Annotated in this window: 16 protein-coding genes; 6 read left to right on the top strand and 10 right to left on the bottom strand. The window is 65.1% G+C overall.

Annotated elements, in window-relative coordinates; genetic code table 11:
• Window positions 1-14: 14 nt before the first annotated feature.
• The 3 genes from ABZ293_RS37985 to ABZ293_RS37975 are packed head-to-tail and all read right to left on the bottom strand — an operon-like array spanning window position 15 to window position 2,811.
• On the bottom strand, window positions 15-1,604 hold the full coding sequence (locus ABZ293_RS37985) for a GGDEF domain-containing protein (RefSeq protein ID WP_355188872.1): 1,590 nt from the start codon (window positions 1,602-1,604) through the stop codon (window positions 15-17).
• Between the two features lie 8 nt (window positions 1,605-1,612).
• A complete protein-coding gene (locus ABZ293_RS37980; protein WP_355188870.1) occupies window positions 1,613-2,224 on the bottom strand; it encodes a hypothetical protein in 612 nt (203 codons plus the stop codon).
• On the bottom strand, window positions 2,221-2,811 hold the full coding sequence (locus tag ABZ293_RS37975; RefSeq protein WP_355188868.1) for a pyruvoyl-dependent arginine decarboxylase: 591 nt from the start codon (window positions 2,809-2,811) through the stop codon (window positions 2,221-2,223). The genes ABZ293_RS37980 and ABZ293_RS37975 overlap by 4 nt, the downstream gene beginning before the upstream one ends.
• Before the next feature lie 193 nt (window positions 2,812-3,004).
• Here ABZ293_RS37975 and galK point away from each other — a divergent pair, with 193 nt between their 5' ends.
• From galK to ABZ293_RS37960, 3 genes are all read left to right on the top strand, one after another.
• A complete protein-coding gene (gene galK, locus ABZ293_RS37970) occupies window positions 3,005-4,126 on the top strand; it encodes a galactokinase (protein WP_355188866.1) in 1,122 nt (373 codons plus the stop codon).
• A gap of 150 nt (window positions 4,127-4,276) precedes the next feature.
• Entirely contained in the window at window positions 4,277-5,992 is a 1,716-nt protein-coding gene (locus tag ABZ293_RS37965; RefSeq protein ID WP_355188927.1) for a sodium:solute symporter family protein, read from the top strand.
• Between the two features lie 12 nt (window positions 5,993-6,004).
• Window positions 6,005-6,259, top strand: coding sequence for a hypothetical protein (locus ABZ293_RS37960; protein ID WP_355188864.1), 255 nt, complete (start codon window positions 6,005-6,007; stop codon window positions 6,257-6,259).
• Window positions 6,260-6,474: 215 nt separating this feature from the next.
• Here ABZ293_RS37960 and ABZ293_RS37955 read toward each other — a convergent pair whose 3' ends face one another.
• Window positions 6,475-7,110: a DJ-1/PfpI family protein gene (locus tag ABZ293_RS37955; RefSeq protein ID WP_355188862.1), complete on the bottom strand. Its 636-nt coding sequence runs from the start codon at window positions 7,108-7,110 to the stop codon at window positions 6,475-6,477.
• Between the two features lie 85 nt (window positions 7,111-7,195).
• On the opposite strand from ABZ293_RS37955, the gene ABZ293_RS37950 reads away from it, so the two are divergent.
• The 3 genes from ABZ293_RS37950 to ABZ293_RS37940 all read left to right on the top strand — a co-directional run bounded on the left by ABZ293_RS37950 (window position 7,196) and on the right by ABZ293_RS37940 (window position 11,012).
• A complete protein-coding gene (locus tag ABZ293_RS37950) occupies window positions 7,196-8,533 on the top strand; it encodes a PLP-dependent aminotransferase family protein (RefSeq protein ID WP_355188860.1) in 1,338 nt (445 codons plus the stop codon).
• A 182-nt stretch (window positions 8,534-8,715) separates the two neighbouring features.
• Window positions 8,716-9,858: an MAB_1171c family putative transporter gene (locus ABZ293_RS37945; RefSeq protein WP_355188858.1), complete on the top strand. Its 1,143-nt coding sequence runs from the start codon at window positions 8,716-8,718 to the stop codon at window positions 9,856-9,858.
• A gap of 257 nt (window positions 9,859-10,115) precedes the next feature.
• A complete protein-coding gene (locus ABZ293_RS37940) occupies window positions 10,116-11,012 on the top strand; it encodes an alpha/beta hydrolase (protein WP_355188856.1) in 897 nt (298 codons plus the stop codon).
• 153 nt (window positions 11,013-11,165) lie between these two features.
• Here ABZ293_RS37940 and ABZ293_RS37935 read toward each other — a convergent pair whose 3' ends face one another.
• The 6 genes from ABZ293_RS37935 to ABZ293_RS37910 all read right to left on the bottom strand — a co-directional run bounded on the left by ABZ293_RS37935 (window position 11,166) and on the right by ABZ293_RS37910 (window position 18,531).
• Window positions 11,166-12,620, bottom strand: coding sequence for a PepSY domain-containing protein (locus ABZ293_RS37935; RefSeq protein WP_355188854.1), 1,455 nt, complete (start codon window positions 12,618-12,620; stop codon window positions 11,166-11,168).
• A gap of 306 nt (window positions 12,621-12,926) precedes the next feature.
• Window positions 12,927-13,490: a hypothetical protein gene (locus ABZ293_RS37930; protein ID WP_355188852.1), complete on the bottom strand. Its 564-nt coding sequence runs from the start codon at window positions 13,488-13,490 to the stop codon at window positions 12,927-12,929.
• A gap of 169 nt (window positions 13,491-13,659) precedes the next feature.
• Window positions 13,660-15,318: an acyl-CoA synthetase gene (locus ABZ293_RS37925; protein WP_355188850.1), complete on the bottom strand. Its 1,659-nt coding sequence runs from the start codon at window positions 15,316-15,318 to the stop codon at window positions 13,660-13,662.
• A 208-nt stretch (window positions 15,319-15,526) separates the two neighbouring features.
• Window positions 15,527-17,152 (bottom strand): acyl-CoA synthetase, encoded by a 1,626-nt coding sequence (locus ABZ293_RS37920; protein ID WP_355188848.1) that lies wholly within the window; start codon window positions 17,150-17,152, stop codon window positions 15,527-15,529.
• 143 nt (window positions 17,153-17,295) lie between these two features.
• A complete protein-coding gene (locus ABZ293_RS37915) occupies window positions 17,296-17,799 on the bottom strand; it encodes a winged helix-turn-helix domain-containing protein (RefSeq protein WP_355188846.1) in 504 nt (167 codons plus the stop codon).
• A 105-nt stretch (window positions 17,800-17,904) separates the two neighbouring features.
• Entirely contained in the window at window positions 17,905-18,531 is a 627-nt protein-coding gene (locus tag ABZ293_RS37910; RefSeq protein ID WP_355188844.1) for a hypothetical protein, read from the bottom strand.
• Window positions 18,532-19,099 lie beyond the last annotated feature (568 nt).

The following is a 19,099-nucleotide window of genomic DNA, read 5'->3' as shown; positions in this document are numbered from 1 at the left end:
CGGTGCTGGGCTGTTCAAACCGCGGTGCTGGCCGACTTCCCACTGGCATTGTGTGACCTGCCGCTCGGGCGCCAGATCCGGCGTCCCGAGTCGGCGGTGCCGTGGCGGGTGTCGCCGCCATGGCGCGTGTCCGCACCGTGGTGCAGATCGTCATGGAATGCGTAGCCGAGCGAGTACTCCTTCGCGTGGTACATCGCCGAATCCGCATACCGGATGAGGTCGTAGATGGTGTCCTCGGAGCTGTGCGGGCTGCCGCAGGCCAGTCCGACACTCGCGGTAATAGGGATTTCGCCCGCGCTCAGCTCGAACGGCCGAACGAAGGCGCCGAGTAGTCGTTCCGCGAGCATGGCCGCCTCCTGCCGCTCGAGCGACGCGAGCACCACGAATTCGTCGCCGCCGTAGCGGGCCACCACATCGTCGTGCCGTATGACGCGCCGGATCCGGGATGCCGCATTCGTGATCAGCTCATCGCCGACCGCATGGCCATAACTGTCATTGACCATCTTGAAGCCGTCGAGATCGATGAACAGCAGACACAATGGCTGCTCGATCCAGTACTCGCGGTTGCGATTCAACGCGCGTAGCAGGGCGGACCGGTTGAGCAATCCGGTGAGCATATCGTGATCGGCCTGGTACTGCGCGCGCCGTTCACTGCGCGCACTGCGCACGATGGCGCGTTCGCTGCGTACCAGCACACCGATGAGCAGCAGTGCGCACAGCGAGGAGACCACCGCCCGATCCAGGGTGTCCAGGCTGGAGCCGACCACCGGAACCAGCGAGGCCACGATCAACGCGACCGCGATGAAACTGGCCCGCTGCCGCGAGTGATGTGGGTGGATGCGCCGGGGCGCACCGAGGGTCGCCATGGTCGGATGCAGTGCCGCGACACCGACGATCAGGTAGGCGAGCAGCAGTGGTGCCGGCAGTATCTCGTGTCCGACGGGTGCGCTGCCGACGGTATCGAGGCTGTAGCCGAGATCGCCGATGAGCACCGCGATCAGGCCGACGTGCAGTAGGCGCAGCGAGGTCTCCGACCGGGTCGCGGTCGCCATCGAATGCGCGACGAGGGTCAGCAGCAATGCGTCCAGTACCGGATAGGTCGCGGCAACCAGGGTGTTCACCGTGGTGTCGTGCGATTGCAGGATCGGTGAGATCAGAAAGGTCCACGAGGCCAGCAGGGCACCGAGCCCGATGAGCGCGGAGTCGAGCAGCAGGTCGTAGTTGGCCCGGACCTGGCGCGGGCGCAGCCATAGCGTCGCGGCCACGCCGATGCCGAAATAGCCTGCGAGAGTGAACAGATCGTCGATCGGGTGCATCGCGTGATCGTCGATCTCCCGGGTGGCCGTGCCCGTCGCGAACAGCACGGCCGAGGCCGAGAGCAGATACCAGGGCAGCGGCCGCTCTGGTCGGTGCCGCCACAGGCCGATGCCGATCATGGTGAGCGCGCCGATCACCACGGCGGCCATGGTCAGCAGCGACAGGGGCTGCCGATCGACCAGGAGCAGTACCGCGAGCCCGATCGCGATACCGGCGAGAAGTACTGTGCTCCACCACATTTCGAGGCGGTGGCGGGCGGTCGTCGACTGCTCTTCGCTGACTGTCATCAGCCCCCCTAGGTCGCTCCATCCCCAGTGAACCGCGCCGCGTAGTAGGTCTGTGAATCCTCCACCGCGACTTCGACGTTCGCCTGTTGCTCATCGAGCACCGCTCGAATGCTGTCGGCGAAGGAAAAACGAGTGTTGTTGTACGAGCAGATGTCCCAACCGACCGCGGCGCGCTCGGCCACCAGTACCTGGACAACTGATTTGATCATGGCATGGAACGCGGCGCCTTGTCGTGCACTTGGCGCAACAAGGGTGAAACCGGCGTAGTAGATCGCATCGCGCGCCGCGTACTCGGGATAGCGGGTGGCGAAGTACTCCGGACTGATCCACGGCACGGTCTCGAGATGTTTGGTCAGCGTCGTCACCCCGATGGGTTCGCCGGTCGCCGTGCGCGCGACATGTTTGGCGACCCGCGGATCGACCATCTCCTCGTGGAATTCGGAACGGTGCAGGACCTGTCTAGCAATGGCCTTGGTCCGCAACGGGCCGAAGGCCTCCTCATAGAGCCGGTAGAACATCTCGATCCGGTCGTCCGGAATGCGCGATTCGATAGTGACGTGCAGCCCACCCGTCGCCCGGCCACCAACCCCCGTCGAATCGCTGCGCGCTGCCGCCGTCATCGCTGCCCCCAGGGGGTGGTGTGGTACGCGGCCAGTACCAGCGCGCAGGTCGGCGTGCCATCGGAGCGGGCCTCGGTGGTGCACACCTGAATCGGGCCGAACCGCTCGGGCCGGTTGCGGGTCATATCGGTCAGACTGGATCGGATCAGTCGCGCGACCTCCGCGGCGGTTTCGGCCTCGTGTTCGACGAAAAGTCCGGCGCCGGAACCGTCGTCGCGCAGTACCCAGCCGATACCGGCGCTGGCCCGCTCACCCGCCGCGTGCGCGTGCTGCGCGGCATAGACACAGTAGAGCCGGTCTCCCCAGGGGATCGGCTTGCGGACCCGACCCGTGCGGGCCAAGGTGGCGCGCGGCGGAATGACCGATGACAGGCGAATCAAGTTGGCATCACCTACTCCCAGGTCACGCAGTGCCGCATCGAAGGCCGACATAGCCGTCGGGCCCGCCCCGGTCGCCGCGCCGATCTCGATCGTCAGTGGAGCTCCGGAGTCACGCTGATCGTCGCGATCCGGCCTGCCCATAGGCGGGAGTAGTCGATCGATCCACTGCAGCCCGAGTAGGCCGCTGCGTGGGGTCGTGTGAATCATAATGCCCTCCCGAAACGGTCGGCCGATTTTGCAGGCCGGTATTGCGTCAAATTCGACTGTGCGTCAAGAAGATCGATCGCGCATCCGCGCCGACCGAAGACCGTGCTCGCGCGGCGTGTCTCGTAGGGTGTGGTTCCGGTGGTTGCTGGGATGGCAGGCGTGGGCACTGGCGATATGACGAAGTGAGGAATTCGTGCCGAAGTGGGTGGCGCCCGGGCGGGTCAATATCATCGGTGAGCACACCGATTACAACGACGGCTTCGTGCTGCCCATCGCATTACCGCTGGTAGTCGAGTGTGTGGCCGAGGTCCGCCGAGACGGACTTGTGCGGGTCGCGTCGCGGCAGCGCCCCGGTCAGGTGGTGCTTGTCGAGCCGGGTGACCTTGGCGCGGAACGGGATCGGCTGCCGCCGTGGGCGCGGTATCCGCTGGGCGTTGTGTCCGAATTCGTGCGGCACGGGTATCCGGTCGACGGGGTCGACCTCGAACTCGACGGCGCGGTGCCGATCGGCGCTGGCCTATCCTCCTCGGCCGCGTTGTCCTGTGCGGTGGCGGTCGCCCTGCGAGACCTGTTCGCGCCCAGCGTCACCGATCGGGAGTTGATCGATATCGCGCGTGCCGCCGAGAACGACTACGTGGGAGTGCCAACGGGGGTACTCGATCAGTCCGCCTCCATACTGTGCCGGGCGGGACACGCGCTCTTCCTCGACGTTCGTGACTTTCGCAGTGCGGCGAGCCGCGGCGGTGGGTACGAACAGATCCCGTTCGACCTGAACCGGTTCGGATTGGAACTGCTCGTGATCGATACCGGGCAGCCGCACGAGTTGGTCGACGGGGGGTACGCCACCCGGCGCGCCGAGTGCGTGGCGGCGGCCATCGAACTCGGCGTATCCGCACTGCGCGATGTCGATTCGATCGTGGCGCTCGATCGGATTGCCGATCCGGTCCTGCGTCAGCGGGCTCGACACGTTGTCACCGAGAATGCGCGAGTACTGACAGTTGCCAAGAAGTTGCGGGCCGGTGTTGATCCGCGCGAGATCGGCCCGATACTCACCGCGGCGCACGCATCCCTGCGCGATGATTTCGCCGTGTCCACACCGGCTCTGGACACCGCAGTCGCCGCGGCGCTGCACACCGGGGCGCACGGTGCGCGCATGGTCGGCGGCGGGTTCGGCGGCAGTGTCATCGCGCTCACCGATCGCGATGACACCGCGACGGTCGCCGAAGCGGTGCGAAACCGGTTCGCGCAATCTGGTTTCGACGCACCGCGCACCTTCGTGGTGCTGCCGGGCGCTGGCGCCCACCGCATCGACTGAGTAGTCGATCGGGCGATACGTCCGACCTTTGTGCGTGAATGTGCGGCGCGGGTGCGGCACAATCACGCACAGTAGAACGCACGACTGGCTCGACGCCCGGTTAATGCCTGGAGGGACGACGCTGTGCCGCTTGCCGATTCGACCGTTTTCATAGCAGCGCCGGATACCGTCTCGGTACAGGCCTCATCGACGCTGCGCCTGGACGCGCAGCCGGTGGACTATGTGCTGGTCGCGCTGTATTTCCTCTTCGTACTCGGCATCGGTCTGCTGGCCAGGCGGCGGGTCTCGTCGAGTATCGACTTCTTCCTCTCCGGCCGATCGCTGCCCGCCTGGGTGACCGGACTGGCCTTCATCTCTGCCAATCTCGGCGCGGTCGAGATCATGGGCATGTCGGCCAATGGCGCCGAATACGGTTTCCCGACCTTCCACTACTTCTGGATCGGCGCGGTGCCCGCCATGCTGTTCCTCGGTGTGGTGATGATGCCGTTCTACTACGGCTCCAAGGTGCGCAGTGTGCCGGAGTTCATGCGGCGGCGCTTCGGCACCGGCGCACATCTGGTCAACGCGTTGAGCTTCGCGATCGCGCAGGTGCTCATTGCCGGAGTAAATCTGTACCTGCTCGGCTCCATCCTGAATGTGCTGCTCGGCTGGCCGCTGTGGGTGTCGGTGATCGTCGCAGCGGCGATCGTGCTCTCCTACATCACCCTCGGTGGACTGTCCGCGGCGATCTACAACGAGGTGCTTCAGTTCTTCGTCATCGTCGCCGCACTGCTGCCGCTGACCCTGGTCGCCCTGCACAAGGCGGGTGGCTGGGAGGGGCTGCGGGACAAGGTGACCGCATCACCGGGCGGCGCCGAACAGTTGGAGTCCTGGCCGGGCACCGCGCTCAGTGGCTTCTCCAATAGCTTCCTCTCCGTAGTCGGCATTGTGTTCGGACTCGGATTCGTGCTCTCGTTCGGATACTGGACCACCAACTTCGTCGAGGTGCAGCGCGCCCTGGCGACGCATTCCATTTCCGCCGCGCGGCGCACCCCGATCATCGGCGCGTATCCGAAGATGTTCATTCCATTGATCGTGGTGATTCCCGGCATGATCAGCGCGGTGCTGGTGCCGCAGATGCGCGAGTACAAGGCGGCGGTGACGGCCGATCCGAACTTCTCCGGTGATGTCACCTATAACCAGGCGCTGCTGTATCTGATGAAGGATGTGCTGCCGAACGGTCTGCTCGGCGTCGGGCTCGCCGGATTGCTCGCGGCGTTCATGGCCGGGATGGCCGCCAATGTCTCCGCATTCAATACGGTGTTCAGCTATGACCTCTGGCAGCAGTATGTGCGCCGGGACCGACCGGACGGCTACTACCTGACCGTGGGGCGGCTGGCCACGGTAGGCGCGACCGTCGCGGCGATCGGAACCGCCTTCATCGCGGCCAATTTCAGCAATATGATGGACTACCTGCAGACACTGTTCAGCTTCTTCAACGCGCCATTGTTCGCGACCTTCATTCTGGGCATGTTCTGGAAGCGGATGACGCCGACGGCGGGTTGGATGGGGCTGGTCTTCGGAACCCTCTCGGCCATTGTGGTTTTCATCCTGCACAAGACCGATGTCTTCGAAATGTCGGGTCAGGGGTCGAGTTTCGTCGCGGCCGGTGTCGCCTTCGTCGTCGATATCGCCGTCAGCGTCGCGGTCACCCAGGTGACGGCATCGAAACCGGATGCCGAACTCGTCGGGCTCGTCTATTCGGAGACGCCCAAACAATTGCGCCACGATCCGGACGAGGCCAGCCTGCCCTGGTATCAGCGTCCGGTGCTGCTCGCGGGCATTGCCCTGGTCCTGGTCATCGCCCTCAATATCATTGTCGGATAAGGAGGCCAGCCGATGCTTTTCGATATCCGCACCATTGTCGGCGCACTGCTCGGCAGTTATGCCGTCATCTTGATCGTGACGGGGCTGGTGCACAATACCGCCGCCGAGGAGGCCAAGACCGGTGGTGTGAATGTGAACGTCTGGGCCGGTGTCGGCATGGGTGCGGTGGCCCTCGCCTTCCTGGTCTGGGTGCTGTTGCGGCCGGTGTCCGTGCCGAACGAGACCGATGCGTCTGCCGCCGAGGCGGATTCGCCACCCGAGCCCTGACCGGCGCGGATCGGTGATTCTGGAGTATTACCGGCCGTGGACGCTCTGGCACTGGTCCGAGGTCATCGACCCGCTCGCCGATCCGGGCGCACACGGCGGTGACCCCGCCGAAGCCTTCGATGTGATCATCTCGTCGTTCCCCGATCGCGACCGGGGCGGTTGCGAAGTTCTGGTCCCTGGCACCCATGCTGATGGTGCTGATCTTGCGAGACCGGTCAGCCGTTGCGCCCAGCTGACATGGTGGCCAGTTCGCTGGTCAGGTATGGGCTGATATTGCCCATCGCGCGTGCCACGTAGTCTTCCTTCTCGCCGACCGGAGCGACGTAGTGCAGAGCGCTTTCGGCCGCTTCGACACTTTCCAGGCGGGCGATCATCCAGGCCGCGAGGTAGGGCGATGCGAGGCAGCCGCCCGCGGTGGCGAGGTTGCCCTTGGCGAAGAAGGGCTGCTCGAGCACGTCGACTCCGGCTGCCTGGACCCACGGTTTGGTCGTCAGATCGGTGCAGGCGGGTACACCGTCGAGTAGTCCGAGCTTGGCCAGCACCAACGTCCCGGAACATTGTCCGGCCAGCAGTTGCCGAGACGGGGCGAGTCGCAACCGTGCCATCAGTTCCTGGTCGGCGACAACTTCACGGGTCTGCATCCCGCTGCCCACGATGACCGCGTCCGCGGCGCTGGCTTCCTCCAGGGTGGCCGTCGACTCGATGACCACACCGTTCATCGAACGGACTCGCCGGGTAGGACTGGCGATCGATACCCGCCAGTCGGTCTTCTTGACTCGATTGAGAACGCCGAGCGCGATGAGCGAGTCCAGTTCGTTGTAGCCCTCGAAGGTGAGGATGGCGATATGCATGACGGTTGCCTTTCCCAGTCGCTACTGGGCACCGTACGATCGTGATCCAATACAATCAAGAAATTGTCATGCATACAATCGGGGCGTGGCGGTCTCGAGATACAAAGGCATCGTGGACGCGTTCGCGTCCGATATCCGGGCGGGGCGGTTGCCATCCGGGACGCGGCTCCCGACCCATCGCCAACTCGCGGCCAGGGAAGGGCTGGCATTGGTGACCGCGTCGCGGGTCTATGCCGAGCTCGAAGCCATGGGGCTGGTGAGTGGGGAACCCGGTCGGGGCACCTTTGTTCGTGAGATCGCGCTGCCACCCAGCCATGGCATCGACCTACAGGCGGCCGCGGCTGACGTGGTGGATCTCAACTTCAACTACCCCGCACTACCTGGTCAGGCCGATATGCTGCGGCAGGCTTTGCGTCAGCTGGCGTCCCAGGGCGACCTCGAGGCCCTGTTGCGCTATCAGCCCCATGGCGGACGACCTGATGAGCGGGCCACCGTAGCCCGCTATCTGCGACGGAATGGATCAGCGGTCGGCGCCGATCAGGTGCTGATCGTCAATGGCGCTCAGCATGGCTTGACCGTCACCGCCATGGCGATGCTGCGGCCCGGTGACGTCGTAGCCGTCGATGCCCTGACCTATCCGGGCTTCAAGGTGCTCGCCCATGCGCTCCATTTGGAACTGGCACCGCTTCCCGCGGCGGGCGACGCGCCCGATCTCGACGCGCTCGAACAGCTCTGCGCGACGCGGCGGGTCCGTGCCGTCTACACGATGCCGACGCTGCACAACCCGTTGGGATGGGTCACCGGGGAATACCACCGTGAGCAGCTGGTCGAGATCGCGCGCCGATACAAACTGCTCATCATCGAGGACGCCGCGTACGCCTTCCTGGCCGAGCAGCCACCACCCCCACTGGCGGCGCTCGCACCGGAAAGGACCGTCAACGTTTCCGGGCTCTCCAAGAACGTCGCGACCGGCCTGCGCTTCGGATTCGTCACTGCTCCAACCACATTGGTGCCCGCCATCGAGCGCGCGATCCGCGCCACCACCTGGAACACCCCGGCGGTGATGACAGCGATCGCGTGCCGGTGGCTCGACGACGGCACCGTCGCCAGGCTGGAGACGCAAAAGCGCGATGATGCGAGGATCAGACAGTCGATCGCCCGCGACGCGCTGGCGGGGCTTCCTCAGGTCAGCCATGCGTCGTCATATTTCCTCTGGCTCCCGCTGCCCGAGGACGTACGGGCCGACCAAATAGCGACCGCGCTGATGAGCGAACACGTACTGGTGTCCACGGCGGAACCGTTCGCCACGTCCGCGCACGTGCCACACGCACTTCGGCTGGCTCTCGGCTCGACAAATCTGGACACCCTGCGCGAAGCGCTGGACAAGGTAAGACGGGTCGTCGATGCATACACCCATCGCTGAGTCGGCAAAGATACGGGTCGCCTCCGGATTGCCCTGTAGCACACGGGACAAGGCCGCGGTCGTCGCTAGCGGCAGCGTGCCTCGAGCGCATGCCCCGCCCAATTGTCTTGGGTTCTAGGAGAAGTCGAGGCGGCAGTATCCTCCGACGGGCATGAGTTCCGCCGGATCGAAAGGGTGCATCGATGTCATCGCCGATACCGGGGGTCGTGGCCTGGGCGGTGATCGGCTACCTCGCGGTTGGGCTGTCGGGTTGGCTGTGGCTCGTCCGCGGCACTGATGTCGATCGGTTCGACAACCGCATGGGCCGACTCGTAATCCACATGGGCCTGTGGTGCATCGTGGCCCTGCTGATGTACCGGTGCGCATCGACGCCGACCATCGATGACCCGGCGAATCAGCTTGCCTTGGGCTGCGTTCTCATGACCACCACGTACCTGTACAGCATCGGTCGGCTCATCAGCGCCGATTCCGTGCCGGAGACCGTATGGCGCAACCAGCGCAACGCAGGTCTCGTCGCCTTGGCCGCGACGGCCTCGATAGTCCTGACCGCGGCAGCGGTCAGATACTCGGGACGCACGGTCGACCTGCGCCTTGCCCGGGATGGACTGGGCATCGGTTGCGCCTTCGCCGTACCACTCACCTACAACACGTTCGTGTTCGCTCGCGGCTGCCTCGGCGCATTCCGCGATATCGATACGCCGCGCGCGGCTCGGATCGTGTCTTTCGGCATGATCGGCAGCATTGCGATTATCTGGGGCGCGCAGGCACTCTCGCTTTCCCAGCTGACCACTGGATGGCCCGACGGACCACCACTTTCGCTGGTCCCGGCTGCATTCACGCTGTTCGTCGCGCTAGGTTCGACGCTGCTCGCGGTACCACTGGTCGCGGAACTGATGCTGCGAGCGGGTATGGATCGCGCCACCCGAACCTACCGTCGGCTATTGCCACTGTGGCGTGATCTCACTGCGGCGGTCCCGGAGATCGTCATGCCCGTCGACACGCGGTATGGCTCGGATCCAGCCACCCGTCTACTGCGGATGACTGTGGAGATCCGCGACGCAATGCTCCACCTGGGTGCTTACCTCCCGGCCGAATCCGATGCAACACAACGCAATACCGTGCGAAAGCCCGAATCGAACCGGGCGATCACCGATTATGCCCATCGGCTGATACGGGCGGCGCAGGCCAGAAAGGCGGGCCTACCGCCCGCTGGCACCGGAGCACCACCGCCATTGCCCATGGGCGCGCACGATTTCGACACCGAGCTCGCGCACCTGATCGACCTGGCCCGCATCTGGCCGCAGGCCAAGGCCGCGGTGGAATGAGCCGGTCGCCCAGCGCGCGCAGGGTAGATCGCCGGTCGCCATAGGGGGTATCCCCTCGCGTTTCGGACGCACCTTCCGCGGTTGCCGCTAGCGTGCCACGAGCGATGATCGATATCACATCGTGTAAGCGTCACGGAGTCGACGGGCCGTCTCGTCCTGGTTGTGTCAGGCATTCGACATATGAAGGACGGTCGATGAAAAATCAGGGAACGGCTCGTATGTGGCTACGGTGGCTTACCGTGTCCTGCGCTGTGGTGGTGGCGTTGATCTTAACGGCGGCGACTGCGATCGCTTATGTATGGCAGCCCCCGGAGGACCGTGACTACACATCTCACTATCTGTCCACCGTGCAGTCGCGATACGCCGACACCGACGTGGCACGGTTCCACTACACGAAAACGGGCTCCGGGCCGGCGGTGGTGCTCGTCGCGGGCGGCGGGCAGTGGCTCTACTCCTACCGCGACACCATTCCGGTGCTGGCTGAGCATTTCACGGTGTACGCGGTGGATCTGCCGGGCCAGGGCTACACCACCCCGAAAAGGGACGACTTCCGCTACGACCTGGACGCCATGTCCGGTGCCCTCGGCGCCTTCCTCGACGCGATGAATCTGCCGGCTACCTCGATGGTCGGGCATTCCTGGGGCGGCGCGATTTCGCTGTACTTCGCCGAGCGGCATCCGAACCGGGTGGACCGGCTCGGCCTGCTCGCTTCGCCGGGCCTGAACGTGCCCTCGAGCTGGGATTGGCGGCCGCTGGAAATCCCGGTGGTCGGCGAGTTGATCACCAAACTGATGACGAAAGCAAGCAGCGAAACGACGCAGCGGAAGTCGTTCGAGCACCAAGAGCTGGTCACACCCGAGCTGATCGACGAGAACTGGGCCGTAATGAGCAGGCCCGAGAACCGTGCGGCGCTGTGGGCGCAACAGCGCCGCTTCGACTACTCGCTGACCGAGCGACTGCTGGGCGAGGTCCATGCGAAGACGCTGGTGATCTGGGGTGCGGCGGACCACTTCGACGAACCGTGGCAGGCGGCGGAACTCGCCCGCCGCATCCCCAACGCACAGTCACAGGTGTTCGACGGCTGCGGGCACTCGGTGCACGAGGACTGCCCCAGTCAGGTCATACCACTTCTGGAGACCTTCCTGACCGACTGAGCCGGAGCGCTCACCGAGGCGGTCGGCCTCCGAATGCCAGCAGCTACGCTGTCCGGCACCGGAGGCCCAATGGCAATACAAAGGCCGTACCTCTGACGTCCGGTAGGTCGAATTGGCAACCGCCGGAGCCCCTCACGCCCCGGCGGTATTCAGCTATGCCGTGGCGCGGCCGCGTGCGATCAGGCCGACGATGACATCGACGGCGAGGAAGGCAAGCAGGCTCAACCCGACCAGTGGGACGAACCAGCCGACGACCAGCGCGGCCGCCACAATGGGCAGCGCCAGCCACGGCGAGGTCCGGCGCAATACGCCGCGCCGGGGTGCGCGCCCGATGGCCAAGCGCGACGAACCGCGGGTCGGCCGTCGCTTCCACCACATCAGGTAGCCGAGCACGAGCACGGCGATCAGCCCGATCATCACCACGAGCAGCAGCAGCTGGTTGAGCAGCCCGAACATCAGGCCCATGTGGAACTGGATGCCCCAGTTGGTGAGTTGGGCCATCAGCGGCCAATCGGCGTAGGGCAATGTGCTGGTGACCGTGCCGGTCACGCCGTCGACGGCGACCGCATCGACGGTATAGGTGCCGGACATGCGCCGTTCCTTCACCGCGAATGCCACGCCGGGCTTGGCCGGAATGCTGATCTCCGCACCCTGGGTAATGCCATTGGCGCGTGCCGCCGCGTACACCGCGTCGAGTTGCGCGATCCGGGTCGGCGTATCGACCGCCGCGGGCGCGTGGTCACCACCACCGTGGTGATCGCCCCCGGCGTGTCCGGTGGCAGTCGCGCCCGGCAGCGCGGTGCTCACCGCAGGGGTCGTCCAGCTGAGCTGCTGGCGCATTTCGGTGATGTTCTCGCCCGCATAGGTCGACCAGGTCATACCGGTCGCCGAGAGCAGCAGGATCACCGGCATGATCCAAACTCCAACGGCGCCATGCCAATTCATCGACCGGCCGCGACCCTGCTGGGCGCCGTCCGGTGCCAGCAGCCAGGCCGCCGAGTTCCGGTTGCGGCGGCCGCGGACCCGGCGGATCCACAGCACCAGACCGGCCAGCGCGACAACCCACAGCCAGGAGGCGGCGAGTTCGCTGTAGATGCGTCCCGGCTCACCGAGGTGCAGATCCCGGTGCAGCCTATCGATCCAGGTGCGCAGCGGAAGCGCACCCGAACTGCCGTAGACGACATCGGTGCCGACCGACTGCGCGGTATAGGGATTCACGAAGACAGCGCGTCGTTCGGACTCACCGAGTGACGGGTCATCGAACAGCACACGAGTGGTGTCGTCGGCCTCGGGTGCCGGAGCCACCGCGACCAGCTTCAGCGTCGGCTGGGTGGCGACCGCCGCGGTGACCTGTTCGGACAGCGGCCGTATGGCACCGTTCGGCTCGACCTTCAACAGATCGTGCGAGGTTATCGATTCCAGGGTCGGGGAGATCGCGTAGAGCGCTCCGGTGACCGCGGCGATGAGGATGAACGGTGCGATGAATATGCCAGCGTAGAAATGCAGCCGCATGGCCAGGGGATAGAGGCCATTGCGCGGCCGATTGGTTGTTTTCGCTGCCGGATCCGATGATTCGGCATCCGGTGGGCTGATGTCCGTAATTGTCATGGTGATTCGTTTCTGGAGTTCGGAAAGCACCCGGAATCGTCCGTCGTCGACAAGAGCCGTCGGAATCCACCGAACGCCGTCATCGCGGCGATACGCGGAATTCATGACGGACAGCGGATCCCGGCGTTTCGCCGGGCGCGAAGAGCGCTGCGCAACAACCGGGTGCGATCGACAGCAGAGCTGATCGGTGCACCCGTGAACCACGGAATCGATGTCACACGGTGATGTGAAATCTCGTCCGCGGAAGAGTTTGTGCGCGGGTGACGGCGACGCACGAGCGGAGCCCGTGCACCGGGTAAAGGAGAATCAGTAACCGAACACCAGCGGCGGACCGCGCGTACGCAGCGAGTCCGCGGCGAAAATCCGGAGAATGACGCGATCGCGATGGGTCAGGCGCAGCGGCACCGGCCCCGGAATCGCGGGCGGGTAATAGCGCATCGGCAACACCCGAGAAAGCACGGCACAGCCGATCCGATACGCGGCTTCCGCGCCACGGATCACCATTGCCGCGACGGTGGCCGCGATGATGTGCGCGGCAAACATGCCGGGACTGAGCTGGGCATCGCCGTGATGCAGATGCCCCGAGCTCCAGCCCATGGTGAAGTGGCCGAGCAGTTGCCCGGTAGCGAGTGCCATGACCAGCCCGAACGAGCTGTCGCGAAACGCTGCGATACCGACGACCAGCGCACCGATGACGGCCGAGCCGACGGCGATCAGCGCGAGGGTGGTATCGCCCGGCGCCATACCGCCGGAGACCCACCCATGTGCGGCAACGGATATCGCCCCCGAGATCGAACCGGCACATGCGCCGCGCACTCGCGCGACGGCGCTGCGGTGCCCCGCAGCGGCCGGGCCGAACTCGATACTCACGCGCTGATGATAGCCGACGAATTACCGGCCGAATGACACCCCGGTCGGTCATCGAAATTCATGGGATGCATCAGTTTCCAGATGGAAGAAATGCGAAAGCCGCACACCTCCGGATATTCGAACGAATTCCGCGCCCGGGAAATCGAAGGTGTGCGGCCCAGAGTTCGAATCAGCTTGCGTCGATTTCCATTTCGATCAGCGGCTTGCGCAGCAGCTTGCCGGTTGCATTGCGCGGCAGTTCATCCAGGAAGATCACCTCGCGCGGCACCTTGTAGCGCGCCAGATTCGCCTTGACGTAATCCTTGATTTCCTGCGCGTCGCGCTTGGCGTCCGGACCAGGAACGACGAAGGCGCGCAACCGCTTTCCGAATTCGCGATCGTCCACGCCGACCACGGCCGCCTCGAAGATATCGTCGCGGCCCGCGATGAGGTTCTCCACCTCGAGCGGGAAGACGTTCTCGCCGCCGGAGACGATCATGTCATCGTCGCGGCCGTCGATGTAGAGCAGGCCATCGGCATCGAAATGTCCGACGTCACCGCTGGACATCATGCCGTCCACGATCTCCTTGGTGCGGCCGTCGGTGTAGCCGGTGAAGGCGAAACCGTTGTCCACGAAGATGGTGCCGGTCACATTGGGCTCGGTGATCGGCTTGCGGTTCTCATCGAGCAGCACGATCCGGATGCCGACCGGCGCCTTGCCCGCGGTGGTCGGGGCCTTGCGCAGATCCTCCGGGGTCGCGACGGTCATCACCGCGCATTCGGTGGAGCCGTACAGGTTGTAGAGGCTGTCGCCGAAGTAGTCGAGGGTGCGGGTCACGACATCGGGCGCGATCGCCGAGCCCGCCGCGAAGATCACCTTGATGCTGCTGGGGTCGTACTTGGCCAGCACCTCGTCGCCGAGATCGAGGATGCGCTGCAGCATGGTCGGGACCACGACCAGCGAATCCGCCTGGTATTCGGTGATATTCGCGAGCGTGCGCTCCGGATCGAACCGGCGCTGCTGGAAGATCACCCGATTGCCGAGCGCCAGGCCGAGGGTGAACTGCGATAGGCCGGTGCCGTGGAAGATCGGCGCGGCCATGATCATGGTGCCGTTATTCGGCAGCGGCACCCGGTCGACGAACTGGGCCGAGGCGAACGGGCTGACCCGATCGCGCGGCGCGCCCTTGGGAGTGCCGGTGGTGCCGCTGGTCAGGATGACCATGCCACCCGGCTTCGCGGGCGCGGGTACCGGTTCGGTCGAGCGGCCCGCGATCAGCGATTCGATGGTCGGCACCGACGGATCGACATTGTCCTTCTCGTCGACCCAGGTGAGCACGCGCGGGATCTCGGCCGGAATCGCGCTCATCAGATCGAGGAATTCGCTGTCGTGCAGTACGGCCTTGACGTGCTCGCGCTCGGCCACATCGGCGAACTGCGGTTTGGCGAAGCCGGTATTCATCAGCACGGTGCGGACGCCGAGTTTGCCGGTCGCGAGCAGGCTCAGCACCATGCCGCGGTGATCGCGGGCCAGCAGCGCGACCACATCACCGGGCTCGAGACCCTGTGCCTCGAGACCACGCGCGAGCGCGCTCGACTGCTCATTGAGCTGCCCGAAGCTCACCTCGCCGCGTTCGTCGACAATGGCGGCTGCCTCCGGCCTGGTCTGTGCCGCATGCATGACGACACCGGCGAACGGGCCGAACTTCAGCACGTTGAATGCGGACCGGACCGCATGATCGGGCCGCAGCGGATTGAACAGCCGCCGCTTGACCATGACATTCACGCCCTGGGCGAGATCGCCCGCCTTCCGAACGGAGTCATTCAACGCAGGCAGAGATAGAGACATTCGACAACGCCTTCCGCAGTCCGCCCACCGGGACCGGGGGTGGTGTGGACCGCAACTTCGAGATCCAGTGCTGCCGCTAACAATAGCAAGCATCTGTGACTCGGTGTGTCATGTATCTCACCGGCCCGGACGCGTCCGGGCTCGTCAGCCGTGGGAAGCGTGAAACGCCCTGTTACGCCCCGGTTTTTGCCAGGGCGGCCGCGTTCGGCTACGCCTTCACGTCGTACTCGACGAGTACCCGGCGCAGCAGTTTGCCGGTGGGATTGCGCGGCAGATCGTCGAGGAAGATGACCTCGCGGGGCACCTTGTAGCGGGCCAGGTTCTCCTTGACGTAGGTCTTGATCTCCTCGCCGTCGGGGGAATGCCCCGGCTCGGGAACCACGAAGGCGCGCAGGCGTTTGCCGAACTCGGCATCGTCGACGCCCACCACCGCCGCGTCGAATACATCCGGACGCTCCAGCAACAGGTTCTCCACCTCCTGCGGGAAGACGTTCTCACCGCCGGAGACGATCATGTCGTCATCGCGGCCGTCCACCATCAGCAGGCCGTGCTCGTCGAAGTGCCCGACATCGCCGCTGGACATATAGCCGTCGATGATCTGCTTATGCCTGCCGTCGGTGTAGCCCTCGAAGGGGGCGCCGCTGCGGATGAAGATGCGCGCGGTGGTGTTGATCGCGGTGACCTGCTTGTCGTTATCGTCGTAGAGCCGGACCTCGCAGGTGATCGGCGCGCGGCCCACGGTGCCGGGTGCGAGCGCCAGATCCTCCGGATTCGCGACGGTGGCGACGGCGCATTCGGTCGATCCGTAGAGGTTGTACAGGACTGGGCCGAAGACCTGGGTCGCCTTGATGCACAGCTCCGGAGCGAGCGCCGAACCCGCGAGCAGAATGCATTTCAGCGAGGTGGTGTCGTATTTGGCGCGGATCTCCGGTGCCAGTTCGGTCATCCGGTGCAGCATGGTCGGCACCGCGACCAGCATTTCGGCCTTGTGATCGGCCACCATCTTCAGCGTGGCCTCGGCGTCGAAGCGACGGCGCACCACAACTTTATTGCCCATCGCGGAGGCGACCAGATAGGTGCCGAGCCCGGTGCTGTGGAAGATCGGCGAGACGATGACCTGAGTTCCCCGGACCGGGAACGGGATTCGGTCCACCATCTGTGCGGTGGCCAGCGGGGTGACCTTGCTGCGCGGTGCACCCTTCGGCAGGCCGGTAGTGCCGCTGGTGAGGATGACGAAGCCGCCTGGTTTGGACGGCGCGGGCAGGTCCGCGGTCGAGTTGGCGGCGATCAGATCGTCGAGAGTCTTTGCGCCCTCGGGCAATTCGGTGCCCTCGTCGACCCAGGTGAGGTAGCGCGGGAGATCGGTCGGCAGCGCGTCGAGCAGTCCGAGGAACTCGCTGTCGTGCAGGACCGCCTTGACCTTCTCGCGCTCGCAGACCTCGGCGAACTGCGGCTTGGCGAATCCGGTGTTCATCAGCGCGACCCGCACGCCGAGTTTGCCAGCGGCGGCCATGGCCAGGATCAGGCCGCGGTGGTCGCGCGCCAGCACACCGACCACGGACCCCTCGGTCAGATTCGCCTGCCGCAGCCCGCGCGCGATCGCGGTCGACTGCTCGTCCAACTGCCGATAGGTCAGTTCGCCGCGCTCGTCCACCAGTGCGGGGGCATTGGGCGCGACCCGGGCCGAATGCCGGATCAGCGTCGCCTGCGGTCCGTAGACCTGCGATTCCTTCGCCGTCCGCAGCGTTTCCACGGGCTTCGTGGGATCGCTGACCCCGCGCGCCCGCAGCACTCCCAGCGCCTTCACAACCTCGAGCGCATGCGCCAACTTCATTGTCGAATACCTCCACAAGGAACTCGCGTCGGCCCTCGACCTAGCGATATCGAACGGGCGTCTATGTGCGACCAACCGTATCAGCGTATGGCGTGCATCACAGGTTGCTGTCGAATCGCGCCGGTTGCTGCTGATCTCGAGCGTCACCGTCGCGCGGTCGCCAATGCGACCAACAGCGGGACGACCCGGTTCGGGGGTACTTCGAAGCGGCCGCGGCCCACGGTGTGCAGCCAGCCGGTCGCGGCGAGTTGGCGCAGGTGGTGGTAGATCTGACCGGAGGTGCCCACCTCGTCGAGGTCGGTGAGTTCGGCCGCGGTTCTGCTGCCGCGGATGATTTCCCGCAGAATGCGCAGGCGCACCGGACTGCCAAGGGCGGCAAGGCATTCGGCGGCATCATCCCAGTCGTAGGCGACGATGTCATCGGTGCTGAACTGGATCTGCCAGTTGTACTGCTCCGCACTGGGCAGTCGGCCCGAACCGGCAAACATCACCCCACCATTGCGCTCGTCCGCGAACTGCTCCCGCAGCGGCCGCAGCGCCCACCCTTCCGGCGGGACAGATCCATTCGCTCGACCGTTGCTATCACCGGCGAGTTCCATGGTGTCGAGTCGGCGTTCGAGCTCCGCTAGTCGTTCTTCCAGGCTCACTCGCGCAAATTTACGGAATTACGTAATTACTGGCAATAGTTCAGCATTGGGTGTCGCAATGCAGAAGCCCGGCACGGAAATCCGTGCCGGGCTCGCGTGCCGGGGTCAGTTGTAGAAGGTCCCGAAGGACGGGATGGAGATGGTCCCCATTTTGTACTGGAAACCGTCCGGGTTGGCATCGCTGACCGGAACGGGCCAACGGTGCCACAGTGTTCCGTAGACCGCGGCGACGACCAGGCCGCTGCCGAGGTCGAGGGTGCGGGTGCGGATGGTGGTGTCGACCGTGGTGTCACTGTGCTCGTTGAGCGTCTCGGTGCCGCTGCGGCCGTTGGACAGGTTGATCCACATCACCTGCAGTCTGGCGCCGTCCTGGATCGGGGAGATCGTGCCCGGTCCGCCGAAGAATCCGAATCGGAACCCGTCGTACCCGAGGGCGACCCCGGACCCGTAGACGCCCGGCCCGTCACCGCGCCCGATATCGGATTGCGCTGGCATCTGGAACGGCTGTGCGGGCAGTGCCACCTGCGTGACAACCTGTCCCGAGGCCAGCAGCCGGTCCACGGCCTGCTCGGCCGCGGGATTGCCGTTGGCCGCCGCCCGCAGCTGCTGCACGGCCGCATTCCAGTCGATCGCGACCGGTTCGGCAGCGGCATGGCCTACGAAAACAGCTGCGAGTGCGGTGGCGGCCGCGAGTGCGGCGGTAAAGCGACGTATCAAACCCAGTCTCTGCATAACCAGTCTCCTTGCGGGGTCTTGGTACAGCTCGGTGGAATTCGTCCGCTGAACGATCGCAGCCAACATACCGGTCATTACTTTGCCGATGGTCTGCGGCACCCGATACCGCCGGGCAGATCCCGATGCCCTGCGGTCGAGGAGCAGAAAACCGGTGGCGGTCCGCATTCGGACCGCCACCGGTTCTGCCTTGTGCAACTTGCTATTTCAGCTCGGCGCTGGTCTTGCCGAGTGCTCGGCGCGCGACTGGATGGGGGCGATACCTTTGCGCCAAGAGAAATTGACTGGGCAGTTGCATGTTCGGCGCGAGTTGAGGTTGGTCATGGAGCAGTGCCGAGCCGCCGAATGTTGCTACACGTCCTCCCATTCGACTTGCTGAGGCCACCCGGGCTCCGCGCAATGAGGGCTGCCGACGTCTGCGGTGTCGAACTTCCTCCCGAACTACTTGTCCTCGAGAATGGTGTGTCTCTGAACTAGGGCGTGTTTCATAAGTGCTGAGGGGTGATCGCCGCCGTCAGGATTGCGGCTGAAAGTCGTTGCCGGAGCGGGTGTGTCGATGCCGTGAGAT

This window comes from Nocardia sp. NPDC005998 (assembly GCF_040614395.1).
In the GTDB taxonomy this organism is placed as follows: domain Bacteria; phylum Actinomycetota; class Actinomycetes; order Mycobacteriales; family Mycobacteriaceae; genus Nocardia.
Note: the sequence above shows the minus strand (reverse complement) of the source record. Positions and strands in the feature narration are given on the sequence as shown.

Bases quoted from the DNA above. Each gene is read 5' to 3' on its own strand.
- ABZ293_RS37910 (WP_355188844.1), bottom strand. From the start codon at position 18,531: ATGCAGAGACTGGGTTTGATACGTCGCTTTACCGCCGCACTCGCGGCC.
- ABZ293_RS37985 (WP_355188872.1), bottom strand. From the start codon at position 1,604: ATGACAGTCAGCGAAGAGCAGTCGACGACCGCCCGCCACCGCCTCGAA.
- ABZ293_RS37975 (WP_355188868.1), bottom strand. From the start codon at position 2,811: ATGATTCACACGACCCCACGCAGCGGCCTACTCGGGCTGCAGTGGATC.
- ABZ293_RS37920 (WP_355188848.1), bottom strand. From the start codon at position 17,152: ATGAAGTTGGCGCATGCGCTCGAGGTTGTGAAGGCGCTGGGAGTGCTG.
- ABZ293_RS37980 (WP_355188870.1), bottom strand. From the start codon at position 2,224: ATGACGGCGGCAGCGCGCAGCGATTCGACGGGGGTTGGTGGCCGGGCG.
- ABZ293_RS37955 (WP_355188862.1), bottom strand. From the start codon at position 7,110: ATGCATATCGCCATCCTCACCTTCGAGGGCTACAACGAACTGGACTCG.
- ABZ293_RS37935 (WP_355188854.1), bottom strand. From the start codon at position 12,620: ATGACAATTACGGACATCAGCCCACCGGATGCCGAATCATCGGATCCG.
- ABZ293_RS37925 (WP_355188850.1), bottom strand. From the start codon at position 15,318: ATGTCTCTATCTCTGCCTGCGTTGAATGACTCCGTTCGGAAGGCGGGC.
- ABZ293_RS37945 (WP_355188858.1), top strand. From the start codon at position 8,716: ATGTCATCGCCGATACCGGGGGTCGTGGCCTGGGCGGTGATCGGCTAC.
- ABZ293_RS37960 (WP_355188864.1), top strand. From the start codon at position 6,005: ATGCTTTTCGATATCCGCACCATTGTCGGCGCACTGCTCGGCAGTTAT.